Here is a 14,801-nt window from a genome sequence, read left to right on the forward strand (position 1 = left end):
AGTGATAAGTATAAAATGAAAACTACATTTCACTGGTACTTCGGAAATCTTGATGATAAAGCTAATTCTATAACAAACACTAATTTAAGTATAGATCGAACTCACATACACTAAGCTCTAAAAGAAACCATATGACAACAACTGTATATATCTGCGATGCCATAAGAACTCCTGTAGGAAAATATGCAGGCTCACTAGCCTCTATTCGAACCGATGATTTAGCTGCCATTCCTTTAAAGGCCTTAATGGATAGAAATCTGGAAATGGATTGGGCTGCCATTGATGATGTATTAATGGGTTGCGCTAACCAAGCGGGAGAAGACAATCGAAATGTAGCCCGTATGGCTACCCTTTTGGCTGGTTTTCCTGAAACGGTTCCTGCTGCCACCATCAACCGCCTGTGTGGGTCGGGAATGGATGCCATTGGAAGTGCTGCCAGGGCCATAAAAGCCGGGGAAGCAAATTTGATGATTGCCGGAGGAGTGGAAAGCATGTCGAGAGCGCCATTTGTAATGGGAAAAGCAGAAAACGCATTTGGTCGTACTCACAAATTGGAAGACACCACCATTGGCTGGCGATTTGTGAATCAAAAGCTAGACCAGTTATACGGTACCGAAGGAATGATTCAAACCGCACAAAATATTGCAGACGATTTTTCCATCTCTCGTGAAGACCAGGATAAGTTTGCACGCTGGAGCCAGGAAAAAGCACGCGATGCTCAAGAAAATGGAAGTTTGGCCCACGAGATAATACCTGTTGAAATCCCACAAAGAAAAGCAGATCCCATCCTCTTCTCTGCCGACGAACATCCTAGGCTTTCCTCTTTGGAAAAATTGGCTAGTCTGAAATCCATTTCTGGTATCAATGGATGCATAACTGCAGGAAATGCTTCGGGAGTAAACGATGGAGCAGCTGCCATGCTATTGGCTTCCGAGCAAGCAGTAAGTAAATACAATCTCACTCCTAAAGTGAAAATATTAGGCATGGCTACCGCTGGTGTTCTCCCACGAATTATGGGCATGGGTCCGGTAACAGCTACCAAAAAAATCCTACAGCTTACAGGATTACAACTGGATGATATGGATATTATAGAACTCAATGAGGCTTTTGCTGCCCAATCGCTTGGCTGCACACGCGAACTGGGTTTGGCAGATGATGACCCACGCATCAACCCTTTGGGAGGTGCCATTGCTTTGGGTCATCCCCTGGGAATGAGCGGAGCCCGTATCACCACTTCGGCCTATTACCAAATGATTCACTCCGATGCCAAGTATGCCCTTTGCACCATGTGCATTGGCGTTGGGCAAGGAATTGCTTTGGTATTGGAGAAAGTTTAAGACTTATCACTTTAAAAAGTATCTTTAATTAAATGCAATAAAAGTGGCGTTTGTTAGGGTAATTGGATTTAAACATACTATTACTTTTCTCGCAGATAATCGCTGACTAGAATCCGCAGATTCACGCAGAAAAAAATATTATTCTTTGAAATTCTGCGAGAATCAGCGAAAGATTTGCGAACATCAGTGTGAAACATTTTGGCTCTGTATGATTTATAGTGGGTAGTTTATAAAATTACCTAGCGTATAAATTAAAAAATCATTTCTACTTTGTTCGAGTGGAGTTGGTGGGCATTGGAAGGACAAGCTTCTTATCCGCAGAAAATATTTAGAGAGACGGGGAAGCTGAGAACTTGTTCGAAGATCACCCCGCCGAACTTAATATTTTCAAGTAGAAGGAGGTTGTGCTTACACGCCCTAGATTTTTTGCTTACTTTTTGATCGATGCAAAAAGTAAGAGCCATGCGGCTTGAGCAAAGTAAAGTTAAAGGATCATAGGATAATGTTTTCAATTAATAATTGATTTAGCAACCCACTATCTTCCTTATAGAACCAATATTTTTAAATACGATTGTCTTGGAGATCTTTTTTTTACTAATACACGATTAAATAATGCTATTTTAGATTTCAGGACTACGTCCCTAATATTACATGAATTGTTACATCCCTACGAATATAACAGGACTACGTCCCTTAATTTAAAATTATGAGCAAACAAAGCAATACAAACAACATGAAAAAGAAAAACTGGCAAATCAAATTAGGAATCTTTCTGATGATTCTCTGCATCCCATTCTTTCTGATTATACCTGTATTTCCCTTTATGGAATTGGAAGCCAAAACCAAGATTACCCTTTCAACCGTATCGCTAATTATAGGTGAGGTGCTGTTTTGGTCTGGTGGAATATTGGTGGGCAAAGAACTCTTTAAGAAATACAAATCCTACTTCAACCCTAAAAATTGGTTCAAGAAAAAAACAGAGGATGAGCCAATCAACAAGTAGTCTATTCCCTTCCACATACACTTGCGTAGAGCAAGGCTGATTGTATGGCATAAATTTCTATCTTCGTGACCCAATTTTTTAATCGTGTTTCAGCCGAAAATATCTGTTGCAACACCTATTCACATTAAAACAATTAACCACAAGAATGAAAAAGACACTTGCCTATCGAATTTTACAAGTAGTAAGCCTATTGCCAATATTAGCATGGCCGCTTGTTTTTTACGTGAGCGCATTTTTATTTGATGATCCCAATGGCAATGCATCACTTTTGTTCTTTGCCATTAATGCCTATCCTTTATATTTAATCGCCAACCTGATTTTAAGCAAAAAACTATACGAAAACGAAAGAAGCATATCTGTTCTTTTGCTGATTTGGCCCATACTGGTAGTGGTACTTGTTGTGTTATTTCTTTCATAGAAAGACAAATCATTCGCTACCCACTTTCGCAAAACATGTTTCAGCATCAAAATAATAAGTAGCTTTGCACGCTTGTTTCAATAAAACAGACTTCTGATTACAAGATATTTTGCGAATTGAAACAATCCCCCAAGCAAATGAGTTAAAACCATAGTATGCAAATCAAAAGAAAATCAGATACCGAATTTATCATCATCATGGCCTCTTTGATGTCGCTGGCATCCCTATCGATAGACGCCTTGCTTCCCGGCTTGCCCGAAATTGCCAAAACCATTGGCATAAGCGATCCGAAGAACAACCAGTTGCTGATTACGATGATATTTTTGGGAATGGGTTTCGGACAATTGATTTCGGGTCCTTTGTCGGATAGCATTGGTCGAAAAAACACCATTTACATTGGCTTTTCCTTGTTTGCATTATCCAGCATGCTTTGCATCTATTCTACTAGCGTAGAAATGATGATTGTAGGCCGTTTCATTCAGGGGATTGGACTATCGGCGCCCCGAACCGTTGCCACCGCCATGGTGCGCGATCGATTTGTGGGAGATTATATGGCCAAAATCATGTCCTTTGTTACCGTAATCTTTATTCTGGCACCTATTGTAGCACCATCATTTGGCAAGATCATGCTCGACAGCTTTGGATGGGAATCCATCTTTTCGAGCCAGTTGCTATTTGGCCTGTTTGTAATTTTGTGGTTGTGGCAACGCCAGCAAGAAACCCTAAAGCTTGAAAACCGAAGGAAGCTCACTCTATCGCTTTTCTCCAATGGAATTAAAGAGTTTACCAAGCACAAGCAATCCTTAATTTTCACCTTTATGTCTGGCCTAATTCTATCGGCCTTTATGGTGTATTTGAGCTCTAGCCAGCAGATATTCCAGGAGCAATACGGATTGGTTGAAGAGTTTCCATTTATCTTCTCAGGCATCGCCGTTGTAATTGGTCTATCCACCTTTTTAAACGGCAGTTTTGTAATTCGATTTGGCATGCTAAAGCTGGCCCAAAGTTTTACCACACTCCTTTTTTGCATCTCTTTAAGCTATGTACTTTTGTTTTCAGGCAAAGCCAATCCTGATATTAGCATTCTCATGTTGTTCCTTGTAGGCATGCTATTTTGTGTTGGTTTTATTTTCGGAAACATCAACGCACTGGCCATGCAACCCATGGGACACATTGCCGGTATTGGAGCCGCCCTGTTTGGTTTTATCGGAACGGTAATGGCAGTACCCATTGCCACCTTTATTGGCCGATTTATTGATGCAACGGCCCTACCTGTTTTTGCAGGATATGCCGTTTGTAGTGGCATTTCCTTGCTATTGATTCAGTACTATAAGTTTTTGGGGAGAAGGGAAAGTTGATTACAACATAAAATACACTACCGCTACAATAGCAACTTTAGTGACTTTTCGTCTCAACTCCCCTATTTACGCACAACACCTCCCATAATGCACTAATATTCAATATTGGTTCATTATTTAGACTACATCTAAATCCAATTATTGATTATTAAACATCAATTATTTATTTAACTTTAAGTGTCCAACGTGCAAATCGAGTACCAACACAATGAGTACCTCCCACTAGCTCATGTATTCGAAAATTATTGATTTTAATAGTAAAGATTGACGCTCCTACATCAATCTTTAGAAACAATTAAATTGAAATAGCATGAAAACAAATGATGTTATTCAGGTAGTATACACTACCGAAGAACAAACAGCTTTGGAAACCAATCTTAGTGCAATTGAAGATTTTGCTGCTAAGAATGCACCTAACCTTAATGCTGAAGATAGACAACAGTATGGATCTATACATGAAACCAATAAATTGTTGGTTGACAAGTGTAAAACTCTAATGGAACAGAATCCGCAATTGATTCCAGCCTTTGTAGAGAAGGAAGAATTTCAGCGCGATTATGACGCCAGAAAATTTATTGAGGATACTCTTTTGCGTCTTGATGGAATCAAAAGAAAGTTGGAAGACACCAAAATTCTTTTGGATTACGACAACTATCAGGATGCAATGGCATTTTACCGTTCGGCACGCTATTTGGCTAACGAACAAGAGGAATTTGCCATTCCGGTATACGATGAACTAAAGCAGTACTTCCCAGGTAAGAAGAACGGCAGCAGTTCCGATACGGAAACTGAAGAATAAAGAAAATGGGGCTTTGTGTTGGCCTCATTTCTTATTAACAGTCTATTATAAGTAAACCACCCATTTTTATTACCCTATAGAAACATTGATTAACAGTATCTACCTGGTTACCCAACCAGGTAAAGTAGGTTGGTAGACCTACTCGAGACACTTACCTAACCAGGTAAAGTAGGTTGGTGGACCTACTCGATACACCTACCCAACCACCTAAAGTAGGTTGGTGGACCTACTCGACACACTTACCCAACCACCTAAAGCAGGTTGATAGACCTACTCCAGACACTTACCCAACCACCTAAAGCAGGTTGATGGACCTACTCCAGGCACTACCCCAACCTATTGCAGAAGCTAATACATTCGCCATTGGTATTCATCCAACTTCCTCATCTGGTATAAATAACAATATAAAAATCTTTGTAAAGGGTTTATTGTTTTGTAAATTGACGAGCGGAAACAAAACTAGTTGTACATTACATACCTATATGGGATATAAACACACATTCTAATTAAGATATAATCGAAATAAACGCAATTGTGTTTATTTACAAATTGTGGTGCATTTCGCTCATTATTCAAAAACATTTGAAATGAAAGCAATTAAAATACTTTTAATTCTATTAAGTTTTTCATTCTTGACAAGTTGTGAATTGACAGAAGAAGAAAAGCTTCAAAAAATCTTAACGTGTGAAAATTTGTTTATTCAGCAGAATATATATGGTGGAATTGTGGGATATGGTGAACGAAAATTTCATTTGAAGGAAGGAAAACATGAGACCTTGTTGATAATTGAACCAGGAACAGATTATCAGACATTCATTCGAATGGAAGGAAAGAAAAAATTATTAAAATTATTTATTAAAGAAGCATTTAAGACTAATAACCCTGGCAAGAAAATGTCAAACTCATGTTTGACTGGAGTGGATTTTGAATATATTTTTAAAAGTGGGAATACTACATTGACATTAAGACCAGATGAAAGAACCAATTCAATATTCAATCAGATTATTTATGAAGGGAAATAATAAAACGTCACCACAACAAAAGTTAAAATTTAAGGGCGGTGACGCTCAACTTGATAATAAACAAAATTTTAAACTGCAACGGCTTTGATAAGGCGGTGGTTTAAAATCGCCCTTAAATTTTAGCAAAACCGTTACCACAATTAAAGATGAAACAAGCATTTACAATAATAATTCTGATTTTTATTTGTAGTTTTTCGTTTTCTTAATCTTACCAGACTTCGACAGTAATTGAAAAAGCAGAACAACATTTAAAAGAAGCTGTTGGCGATACTCTATTTGAATATTTTGAACTTGGTTCAAACTCATACTATGAATATCAGACTAAATCTGGAAAATCAAGATGGAAAGAAATAGGTAAAGGGAAGAAAACAAAAGGAAAGTTCCTTAATGGAAAAAACATAAATTTTGTCTTAAATCATCCTAATTTTCAATACCCTTACGTCAGAAAGAATGTTTATGTAGAGCTTGACTCAAATTTGAACTTAATTCGTGATATTTATCTTGACCATATTCCAAAGTTCCTTTTGAAAAATGCACCTTCTAATTGGTTAACTGAAAGTCAAATTGATAGTGTGATCAACAATCAAAAACTAAAAGAATCAATTAAGCCAATAACAAAACGACTTGAATTTGACACAAAATCAAAAGAATATTATTGGATTGTATTCAATACATTACATGAAGCAAGTTCTTTTACTGATGAAGAAATTCTTCATATAAATCCTATTAGTGGAGTTGTTTTTAAACACTATGAAGAAAGACTGATACAAATGCATAATTAATATACAACTACTGGTGCGTGATTCAATCGTGTTCCAATACTAAGGTTAAACCACACATGAGGACTTATGTGATAGCTAAGAATTAATTAAAAATAGAATAATATGCCATTTGCAATTGAATTAAAATATATAGAAGAAACTGAGAAAGATTTAAATGTAAAATTCCCTGATGAATTCAAATCAAGAATGCAAAAAAGCAACGGAGGGGAATTGGAAACAGAAGTAATGGAAATAGAGTTGCACCCTTTCTTCGATAAATCTGATAAAAAAAGAATTAGTCGAACTTGCAACCACATTGGTTTAGAAACAAGAAATGCCAGGCAATGGTCCGGATTTCCTAAAAATGGAATTGCGATTGGCTCTGACGGATATGGGAATCAAATCATTTTAATGCACAGCGGAGATGGTAATTTAAAAGAGACAATATACTTCTGGAATCACGAAACAAGAAAGACTGAAATTATTGCAGAAAATATTAATGACATAGAAGAATAAACCCTATCTAGCTGCTACGGGAATCAATAAAAATCGAACTTAACGGTTGATCTTTAAAAGAAGAGAAGGCAAAATTAAATTTATAATGTTAATAGGTTATTTTGATATCATCATCCTAGGTCTCCTCATTGTATTTAATATACTATTTTGGAAAAAGAGAATTAATGGAAAAATTGGATGCCTAATTATAGGAGTTTTATTTGGAGTAGCATTCCCTTATTTTTCAATGAAAATTGAACTAATCAGAGCTAAATCTGAGTATGAAATGATTGATGGCTTTAATTTACTTTATACCACTCTTCGCTTCCCTATGTATTGGCTTATCGGAATTCTACAATCCATATTAGTTCACCTACATGACAAACAAAACTGAATTTCAGAAACAATACACACAAATTTAAATGTTTAACTGGTATAGAAAAATAATTGAAAAGGTACTGAATGACAAGCCATTTTTCAGACCTGGCTACCGTGAAGGAAAAATAAAAGCGTGGGTATTTCTCCCTCCCTTGGTTTTACTCTTTGCTCTCATATTGGCCCTTGCGGTTTTCTTATCTAATTTCAAATCCCACCAGAGGAATTGGAAAGCAAAATGGAATACCAACGAAATACATGTTGTTAGCGATTCTTCGATTCAAAGGGACAGCATTAAAATTGAGTGGCAAAATTCCTTTCCGCCATCAAAAATTGCTTTCTACAATGGAGAACAACTTACAAGCAAGATTAATGAAAGAGGACACAATTACTTTATCGTTTCGTATTTGGGCCAAAGAATCAATACCTACAAACAGTTTAAAAGTGATTATTGGTCGTATCACAAATATCTATTCACAATAAAAATGGATAGTAGCAATACCCCGCAATCAAGCCTACAAATTGAAGGAAAATATCGAAAATTCAAGGAGCATGCGGATTAGTGGTGTAATGGAATTGCAATTTACCACCAACTCAATGAATGATTAATACAAATTAAACCTATGAAAATATTCTTATTCACTCTTTATAGTATATTCCTATTCATAGCCAGTCTTGGTCTTACAATTTTCCTTTGGGATAGTTTGGAAAGTACCATTGGGAAAGTCCTTCTTATATCTGGTAATTTATTCTGTGTATACTACATTTTCTTTATCCTAAACAGCTATGTTACAATAAAACTGAATAAAAACATTATAGTAGTTTCTAAGCTATTTACTAAGAGAACTTATGATCTAAACGACATAGAATATTGGCATGATACCCTAAATACTTACCGAGTTCGTGTAAGGAAATTGAATTTAGTTTTTAAAAATAAAAAGCTTAAGCTTGTAGATACCTACGATAAAAATGTTGAAACTCTTTATCATTATCTTAGAACACATTATAGTGAAAAAGATAAGATGAAGATTCACAAGGAATTCAGTATTGAATAAAATTTATGAAATCAGAAAAAGAAAAGATGCTTTCCGGGGAGTTGTACAATGCCTCAGATGATGAACTTTCGAAAGAACGTTTAAAGGCAAGGCTTTTAATCAAAGAATTAAACGATTCGAGAGAAGATGAAGAAAGTAAACGACTTGGTATTATTAAAGAGTTAATTCCTACATCGGGAGATAATTTATGGCTGGAGCCACCTTTTTATTGCGATTACGGAATCAACATGATAATTGGAGACAATGTGTTTTTCAACTTTAACTGTGTTGTATTGGATGTAGCTCATGTAAAAATTGGAGATCGAACAAAAATGGGTCCTAATGTTCAAATATACACGGCCACTCATCCAATGAATTATAAAGAGCGAGCATCTGGTCTGGAACTAGGTAAAGCAATCACTATTGGAAATGATTTATGGATTGGAGGAGCTGCTATTATTTGTCCTGGGGTTACAATTGGAGATAGAACCGTAATTGGTTCGGGTAGTGTTGTTACAAAGGATATTCCATCGGATGTATTTGCAGCTGGAAATCCATGTAAGATTATTCGGGAACTAGAGCAGTAGAATAGAAAACATCCCAACTAGCTCGTGCTTTTCGAATGCAAAAAGACTGTAATTTGGGTTCAATAAAAAACTGGTGAAAACGAGAGTTTGGCGTACAATAGGCGCACTTATCGAATTTCTTATTACCTCTCCCCAATCTAACTTAAAATTCTTTGCAAAAGGACTATTGTTTTGTACATTCACAAGCAGATACGTGTACATTACATCCCTAAATGAGGGTATAAATACACATTTATCAGTTGAACAAAAACATCAAAAAACAATAAGCCATGGAAGAACGAAGTGCATTTGATATATTAGTAGACTATCCTAAAAAGCATGGGTTGGATTACGATACCCACACGAATGACAGACGGTTTCATTTCTTTCCTTCTGATCCGGTTTTGAATACCAAGTTTGTGATATTTAAAAAGGACAATTTGTTCTTTTGCGCTTACGATTCTTTTGGAACCAAAGCTTATATGAATTGTACATATACAGGTTTGTATGGTCTTATTGATATACCAGATCCTCTTGAGCTTAAAATGACAAAGAAAGACTGGTTGGATAAGTTTCTAACATCGAACAAACGCAAAACAGGAAATCATTACATCGATGAGAATGTTACCATCTCATCTAAATCAAGCGATATTCCTATGCGTGTTGTAAATGAAAAAGCCGTTAAGCATTTTTTAAAGATAACTGAGAAAATGAATCCGCTAAAAGTGATCATTGAGAACGATTACCTTCAGTTTGTAAAAGAGTTAAAAGGAAAAATGGTTGTAGGTGTAGAAATCAATAAATGGTTATTTGAAGAATCAGATGTTGATTACTTCCTTGAGCATGGAAGCAAATTGCTACACAGTATGCAAAGAAAAAAAGATATCCTGCACAAAATGTAGTTGTAACTGGAACGCGATAGAATCGCGTTCCTTTTTTTTTAAAACCTCTCCCATATTTTATTGCCATCATTCTATTTTTTAAGTTATCTTAGGATTTGCTGCTATTTTTTGGCATTCAAATCGAATACTTAAGATCATCAAACAGAAGGAACTCATGGCTAAAATCACAAAGAAAACCATATTCAGAATTGTATTATTTGCAGGAACCATCACTTCCCTCTTCTTTGTGCCATGGCTTTTGGTATGGGCCTGGATATTGCCTCTACCCAATACGGTTCAAAAACAATTGGATGAAGGTATAGAACATGGATTCGATGGTATTGTGGTTTATGTGGATCAGGCAGGTAAAGCACCTCAGTATTTTGCATCGGGATGGCACGATAGAGAAGCAGAAATCCCAGCAAAACCTGATGCTCTTTTTAAGATTGCCAGTATCAGAAAACTGTATGATGTTGTAGCTGTTACCAAACTGGTAAGCGATGGGCGTTTGTCGCTGGATAAAACCATAGCTGATTATTTGCCAGAACTTGTAGGTAAAATTGAACATGCTGATAAAATTAGCTTACGCTTAATGATTCAGCACAGGAGTGGCATCCCCAATTTTACAGATGCTCCGAATTTTTGGGCAGCTCCTACACAGAGCTATGAAGAAAGTCTGGCTTTGATACTGGATATGCCCGCTAATTTTGAGCCAGGAGAAGAATATGAATATTGCAACACCAACTACCTGCTGCTAGGTAGAATCATGTACAATGAACTTGGCTATGACAGTTATCAGTTCATCAAAGAAGAAATTCTGGACCGCTTGCAATTACAAAACACCTTTCCTTCGCTAAATGAAGTAAATATGGACGATGTGATGAGCGGTTACCATGTAGGATACCCGCATGACTTAAAAGCAGACGAACATGGCATGATTGCCACGGCTGAAGATGTTGGTACTTTCTTAAGGGCTTTAAACGATGGTTCCTTGTTTGATGAAGGGGAACAAGAAATCTATTCTTCAGTCTATAAATATGAACATTCGGGTTGGGTTCCGGGCTACCAGAGTTTTGCCAAGTATCACAAAGAGATAGATGCGGTTGTAATTCAGTTTTACAGCACCACCGATCGTAAATTGTACATGTGGAATGTATCAGAAATCATCAACAATCGCATCGCTAAAATTCTACGAAAGAATGATTGAAAGTAATCGGAAGATTCTTACAGTCTAGTTGTTCTTATTCTGCTTCCGAAAAGAATCTGCCGTTTGGGAGGTATGCTTCTTAAAAAATCGCATAAAGTACGATTTATCAGCAAAGCCCAACTGATATCCAATTTCTGATATGGTATTATTGGTGAACAAGAGCAACCTTTTGGCCTCGGTTAGTGTTCTTTCATGAATTAAATTGGTAACTGTTTTATTCAAGCCTTTTTTGCACAAACTATTCAAATGTTTTGGCGAAAAGTGCATCATATCAGCATAAGCACTCAGCTGCTTGTGCTCTTTATAATGGGTATCGATTAAACGCTCAAGTTTTCTTAACTGATAACTTAAATGATTAGGTGCTTCAGTTGTTAAGGCTTGTTTGTACAATCGCAATACTCTAATTAGAAGAACCTCTAGCAAGGCTCTAAGCATTTTGTCTCTTCCATTTTCACTTGCCTTCGATTCTATATACATTTCATCCAATATATGCTGAATTTTAAAGCTATTCTCGGGCAAATACACAAATGGCTGGTTACTTATGGAATGGAAAAAAGGATAATCCAAAAGTTTTTCAAAACTGTCATTCTGTAGTATAAAGTCGGCATTAAAAGTCAACACATAAGCCTCAACATTTTGGTCAATTTCCATGGAATGCACCTGACCAGGAGAAATGAAAAATATGGAGTTCGGCTGTATGTTATAAGATTTGAAATCGATGATGTGATTGCCTTCTCCATTTTTCACAAAAAGGATATGGTAATAATCGTGACGATGAGCTTCTACACTAATGCCATTCTTGCATGGCATAAGCAGTTCCATCTCGAACTTCGACATCTGTTTTTCTCCAAATGCAGTATCGAAACTTCGCACTGGTAATTTATCCATATCCTTTCTGCTCATAAATTCTAATTGGATCTTTTCTTCCCAATAAATCGAATCAGGGAACTCTCTCCTACATGTCCGAACCCTTCATTTAGATGTACCAATTCCTTTTTCAATTCAATAATCTCGTAATTGCTAAAGTCGCGTTCAATTTCTTCTATAGAGTACATGTATTTGGCATCAGATGGCCCTCCTGCTTCGGGATTTATCTTATTAATTTCGCGATGCTCTTTGCTAAATGCTTCAAAAATGATGTGTCCTCCAAGTTTCAGATAGCTATCCAAACGCTTGTGCATTTCTGTTTTAATCTTCGGATCAAAATGTACAAAGGTCATACAAATGGCATCGAACTCTTCTTTGTCGTAGCTCTCCTCAAAGAAACTTTTCACCTGGTAATCGATCTTTACATTTTTCGAACTTGCCAAATCATCTGCTCGCTCTTTTCCTTTGGCACTAAAATCAAATGCTGATACTTCCCAACCCAACTGAGCTGCAAATACCGAATTGCGTCCTTCGCCCTCTGCAGGAAACAGAATCTTCCCTGCCTTAAACAATGGCAATTTCTCTTTTACAAAAGCATTGGGTTCTTCCCCATATGCAAATTGCTCCTGACTATATCTTTCATCCCAAAATTCTTTCATGTCTGTTAATTTATAAATATATCAGCAAAACTACATGGTATTCATTTCGAATCTGGAACACAATCGGAACTTTGAGGTGTACAATTGGAGGATTTTGAATTATTGGTAATCCATCCTAACATCAGTAAATGATTCCGAAAAGGAAAGATGGAGTAAAGAGGATATCACCAAATAAAAAAACTGCCCTGAGTCCCACCTCAAGGCAGCTGGTAATTCAAGTAATTCCTCTATGGAAGACAAGGTTTAAATAACTACTCGAATGTTAAGCTCTATACTTTTTTCTTCTCTTTCAAGAAGAAATCACTTATGCATCTTGTTTGGTATCCGTAATGATAATCTCACGCAATGACACAGCTTGTGGCAATTCGTAAGAATATTTAATGGTTCTCGCAACATCATTAGCAGTAATATTAACAGCTCCCACAGATTCTTTCCACTGATTGTAACCATCGATAATATTTTGATCGGTAGTATGTTCCAACAGTTCTGTTCCCACAGCACCAGGCATAATTGAGAGTACTCGAACGTTGTATGGCGACATCTCTCCTCTTGCCACACGAGTTAATCCAGTAACTCCAAATTTGCTGGCACAATAAGCTCCATGATTTCCAAAAGGCTGTACTCCCGCAATGGAAGAAACGTTTATGATGGTCCCTGTTTTTCTTTCCTTCATGTCATTCATTACGATCTGCATGCCATTCATTACACCCATAACATTTACGTCCAACATGGTTTTCCACTCTTTGGCATCTTGCGAGGCAATATCTCCTAAAAGCATTACTCCTGCATTATTTACAATCAGGTCTGTTTTGCCATACTTTGCTTCTGCCTCACGAACAGCTGCTTCGAATTCTTCTTTGTTGGTTACATCTACCTTTCGGCACATGCTGTTTGGCAAATTAAGAGCTTCCATTTTTTCAATTCTGCGTGCCAACAGAAGCAATGGATAACCATCTTTTGCAAATTCTTTAGCCAACTCCATTCCAAAACCAGAACTAGCTCCTGTAATCACAATTAATCTATCATTAGTTTTCATGATAATAAGTATTTAAATATTTTATAACTGATTCTTGCTTTATTCTTAACACAATGCAAATGTATGCTGTATCTTTACTCCGTCAAAATACTATTTTCTAATAATCATTATAAGTATTTCTTATGGATGCAAGATTACTACGATTTTTTGTGGCAGTTTATGAAGAACAGAATCTCTCCAGAGCTGCAGAAAAGTGCTTTGTTTCGCAACCAAATATCTCTAATGGATTAAAACAATTGGAAGAAAGCTTGGGCAAGGAATTATTTACACGTCATAAACGAGGCGTAGAAATAAAAGAAGATGCACATTACTTGTATCCCATTGCCAAAAGAATTCTTGGAGAATTGAATGCTATTCCCGAGATGTTCAAGGAAGGCTTATACAAATCGAAAATCATTATTGGCATTGCCGATAGCCTTCCTCAACAATTTAAAAACGAATTCTTTAAAAAGGCATCTGAACTTTTAAGAGATGTGGAGTGGGATGTTCGACCAATTGGCCGCGATTGTGATATAAACCTACTGATTAGAGAATGGAAATTTGAACAGCATTTGTTTCTGCCTTTGGGAAAAGAAAACTATGTGCTATGTGTTCCCAACAACAATCCATTGGTTAATAAAGATCTGATTGAACTTGATGATTTAAGTGGAGAACCTTTCATTCATTGTCCTCCTTGCGAGGCACATCAACAATGTTTGGCCATTCTAAACAACTCGGGTGAAAAGTGGAATACCATAGCCAACTGTCAAAGTAAAAATGAAGTCCTTACCTTATTGATGTCTGGCTTGGGAATTACCTTCCTGCCTGAATATTTTGTAAGTGACTGGGATAGCTTTCAAATTAAGAAATACAATGGACCTCGATATTTTAGAGAAATTGGTCTTTCCTATGCAAGAAAAAGTTTGAAAAACACGAAAGTAGCTCAATTGATAGATTACCTTTCAAAGCATGAATCGGACTTTAATTTTTTACCGAAATAGAAA

General features: G+C 36.6%; 17 protein-coding genes. 14 read left to right on the forward strand and 3 right to left on the reverse strand.

The annotated features are described in order from the left end of the window. Window positions 1-131: 131 nt before the first annotated feature. The 13 genes from pcaF to DF185_RS08370 all read left to right on the forward strand — a co-directional run bounded on the left by pcaF (window position 132) and on the right by DF185_RS08370 (window position 11,256). On the forward strand, window positions 132-1,337 hold the full coding sequence (gene pcaF, locus DF185_RS08300; RefSeq protein ID WP_110360288.1) for a 3-oxoadipyl-CoA thiolase: 1,206 nt from the start codon (window positions 132-134) through the stop codon (window positions 1,335-1,337). A 706-nt stretch (window positions 1,338-2,043) separates the two neighbouring features. Further along, window positions 2,044-2,340, forward strand: coding sequence for a transporter suffix domain-containing protein (locus DF185_RS08305; protein WP_110360289.1), 297 nt, complete (start codon window positions 2,044-2,046; stop codon window positions 2,338-2,340). Window positions 2,341-2,485: 145 nt separating this feature from the next. Then, entirely contained in the window at window positions 2,486-2,758 is a 273-nt protein-coding gene (locus DF185_RS08310) for a hypothetical protein (protein ID WP_110360290.1), read from the forward strand. Window positions 2,759-2,913: 155 nt separating this feature from the next. Continuing rightward, window positions 2,914-4,116, forward strand: coding sequence for a multidrug effflux MFS transporter (locus DF185_RS08315; protein ID WP_110360291.1), 1,203 nt, complete (start codon window positions 2,914-2,916; stop codon window positions 4,114-4,116). A gap of 310 nt (window positions 4,117-4,426) precedes the next feature. Beyond that, window positions 4,427-4,915, forward strand: a complete 489-nt coding sequence (locus DF185_RS08320; RefSeq protein ID WP_110360292.1) for a hypothetical protein — start codon at window positions 4,427-4,429, stop codon at window positions 4,913-4,915. A 587-nt stretch (window positions 4,916-5,502) separates the two neighbouring features. Continuing rightward, a complete protein-coding gene (locus DF185_RS08325) occupies window positions 5,503-5,937 on the forward strand; it encodes a hypothetical protein (protein WP_110360293.1) in 435 nt (144 codons plus the stop codon). Between the two features lie 476 nt (window positions 5,938-6,413). After that, window positions 6,414-6,719, forward strand: a complete 306-nt coding sequence (locus tag DF185_RS08330; RefSeq protein ID WP_110360294.1) for a hypothetical protein — start codon at window positions 6,414-6,416, stop codon at window positions 6,717-6,719. A 102-nt stretch (window positions 6,720-6,821) separates the two neighbouring features. Further along, the gene (locus DF185_RS08335) at window positions 6,822-7,214 is read left to right on the forward strand and encodes an SMI1/KNR4 family protein (protein ID WP_110360295.1); all 393 of its coding nucleotides are present in this window, start codon (window positions 6,822-6,824) and stop codon (window positions 7,212-7,214) included. Between the two features lie 401 nt (window positions 7,215-7,615). Continuing rightward, the gene (locus DF185_RS08345) at window positions 7,616-8,131 is read left to right on the forward strand and encodes a hypothetical protein (protein WP_110360297.1); all 516 of its coding nucleotides are present in this window, start codon (window positions 7,616-7,618) and stop codon (window positions 8,129-8,131) included. 60 nt (window positions 8,132-8,191) lie between these two features. Beyond that, window positions 8,192-8,623 (forward strand): hypothetical protein, encoded by a 432-nt coding sequence (locus DF185_RS08350; RefSeq protein WP_110360298.1) that lies wholly within the window; start codon window positions 8,192-8,194, stop codon window positions 8,621-8,623. A gap of 5 nt (window positions 8,624-8,628) precedes the next feature. Then, complete coding sequence (locus DF185_RS24115) at window positions 8,629-9,189, forward strand: sugar O-acetyltransferase (protein WP_110360299.1); 561 nt, start codon at window positions 8,629-8,631, stop codon at window positions 9,187-9,189. Window positions 9,190-9,458: 269 nt separating this feature from the next. Continuing rightward, window positions 9,459-10,070, forward strand: coding sequence for a hypothetical protein (locus tag DF185_RS08365; protein ID WP_110360301.1), 612 nt, complete (start codon window positions 9,459-9,461; stop codon window positions 10,068-10,070). 154 nt (window positions 10,071-10,224) lie between these two features. Further along, window positions 10,225-11,256, forward strand: coding sequence for a serine hydrolase domain-containing protein (locus DF185_RS08370; RefSeq protein ID WP_110360302.1), 1,032 nt, complete (start codon window positions 10,225-10,227; stop codon window positions 11,254-11,256). A 24-nt stretch (window positions 11,257-11,280) separates the two neighbouring features. Here the strand turns inward: DF185_RS08370 and DF185_RS08375 are convergent, their stop codons facing one another. The 3 genes from DF185_RS08375 to DF185_RS08385 all read right to left on the reverse strand — a co-directional run bounded on the left by DF185_RS08375 (window position 11,281) and on the right by DF185_RS08385 (window position 13,818). Beyond that, complete coding sequence (locus DF185_RS08375; protein ID WP_110360303.1) at window positions 11,281-12,159, reverse strand: helix-turn-helix domain-containing protein; 879 nt, start codon at window positions 12,157-12,159, stop codon at window positions 11,281-11,283. Between the two features lie 5 nt (window positions 12,160-12,164). Beyond that, on the reverse strand, window positions 12,165-12,782 hold the full coding sequence (locus DF185_RS08380; protein WP_110360304.1) for a class I SAM-dependent methyltransferase: 618 nt from the start codon (window positions 12,780-12,782) through the stop codon (window positions 12,165-12,167). Window positions 12,783-13,086: 304 nt separating this feature from the next. Continuing rightward, on the reverse strand, window positions 13,087-13,818 hold the full coding sequence (locus tag DF185_RS08385) for an SDR family oxidoreductase (RefSeq protein WP_110360305.1): 732 nt from the start codon (window positions 13,816-13,818) through the stop codon (window positions 13,087-13,089). 122 nt (window positions 13,819-13,940) lie between these two features. On the opposite strand from DF185_RS08385, the gene DF185_RS08390 reads away from it, so the two are divergent. Continuing rightward, window positions 13,941-14,798 carry a LysR family transcriptional regulator gene (locus DF185_RS08390; protein WP_110360306.1) on the forward strand — a complete coding sequence of 286 codons (858 nt, stop codon included), beginning with the start codon at window positions 13,941-13,943 and terminating at the stop codon, window positions 14,796-14,798. Window positions 14,799-14,801: the final 3 nt, after the last annotated feature.

The sequence above is a fragment of the Marinifilum breve genome, from assembly GCF_003202155.1.
Lineage (GTDB): Bacteria > Bacteroidota > Bacteroidia > Bacteroidales > Marinifilaceae > Marinifilum > Marinifilum breve.

What these genes read in the sequence shown, in the direction of transcription:
- pcaF (WP_110360288.1), top strand. Translation starts at nt 132, where the DNA reads ATGACAACAACTGTATATATCTGCGATGCCATAAGAACTCCTGTAGGA.
- DF185_RS08305 (WP_110360289.1), top strand. Translation starts at nt 2,044, where the DNA reads ATGAGCAAACAAAGCAATACAAACAACATGAAAAAGAAAAACTGGCAA.
- DF185_RS08310 (WP_110360290.1), top strand. Translation starts at nt 2,486, where the DNA reads ATGAAAAAGACACTTGCCTATCGAATTTTACAAGTAGTAAGCCTATTG.
- DF185_RS08315 (WP_110360291.1), top strand. Translation starts at nt 2,914, where the DNA reads ATGCAAATCAAAAGAAAATCAGATACCGAATTTATCATCATCATGGCC.
- DF185_RS08320 (WP_110360292.1), top strand. Translation starts at nt 4,427, where the DNA reads ATGAAAACAAATGATGTTATTCAGGTAGTATACACTACCGAAGAACAA.
- DF185_RS08325 (WP_110360293.1), top strand. Translation starts at nt 5,503, where the DNA reads ATGAAAGCAATTAAAATACTTTTAATTCTATTAAGTTTTTCATTCTTG.
- DF185_RS08335 (WP_110360295.1), top strand. Translation starts at nt 6,822, where the DNA reads ATGCCATTTGCAATTGAATTAAAATATATAGAAGAAACTGAGAAAGAT.
- DF185_RS08345 (WP_110360297.1), top strand. Translation starts at nt 7,616, where the DNA reads ATGTTTAACTGGTATAGAAAAATAATTGAAAAGGTACTGAATGACAAG.
- DF185_RS08350 (WP_110360298.1), top strand. Translation starts at nt 8,192, where the DNA reads ATGAAAATATTCTTATTCACTCTTTATAGTATATTCCTATTCATAGCC.
- DF185_RS24115 (WP_110360299.1), top strand. Translation starts at nt 8,629, where the DNA reads ATGAAATCAGAAAAAGAAAAGATGCTTTCCGGGGAGTTGTACAATGCC.
- DF185_RS08365 (WP_110360301.1), top strand. Translation starts at nt 9,459, where the DNA reads ATGGAAGAACGAAGTGCATTTGATATATTAGTAGACTATCCTAAAAAG.
- DF185_RS08370 (WP_110360302.1), top strand. Translation starts at nt 10,225, where the DNA reads ATGGCTAAAATCACAAAGAAAACCATATTCAGAATTGTATTATTTGCA.
- DF185_RS08375 (WP_110360303.1), bottom strand. Translation starts at nt 12,159, where the DNA reads ATGAGCAGAAAGGATATGGATAAATTACCAGTGCGAAGTTTCGATACT.
- DF185_RS08380 (WP_110360304.1), bottom strand. Translation starts at nt 12,782, where the DNA reads ATGAAAGAATTTTGGGATGAAAGATATAGTCAGGAGCAATTTGCATAT.
- DF185_RS08385 (WP_110360305.1), bottom strand. Translation starts at nt 13,818, where the DNA reads ATGAAAACTAATGATAGATTAATTGTGATTACAGGAGCTAGTTCTGGT.
- DF185_RS08390 (WP_110360306.1), top strand. Translation starts at nt 13,941, where the DNA reads ATGGATGCAAGATTACTACGATTTTTTGTGGCAGTTTATGAAGAACAG.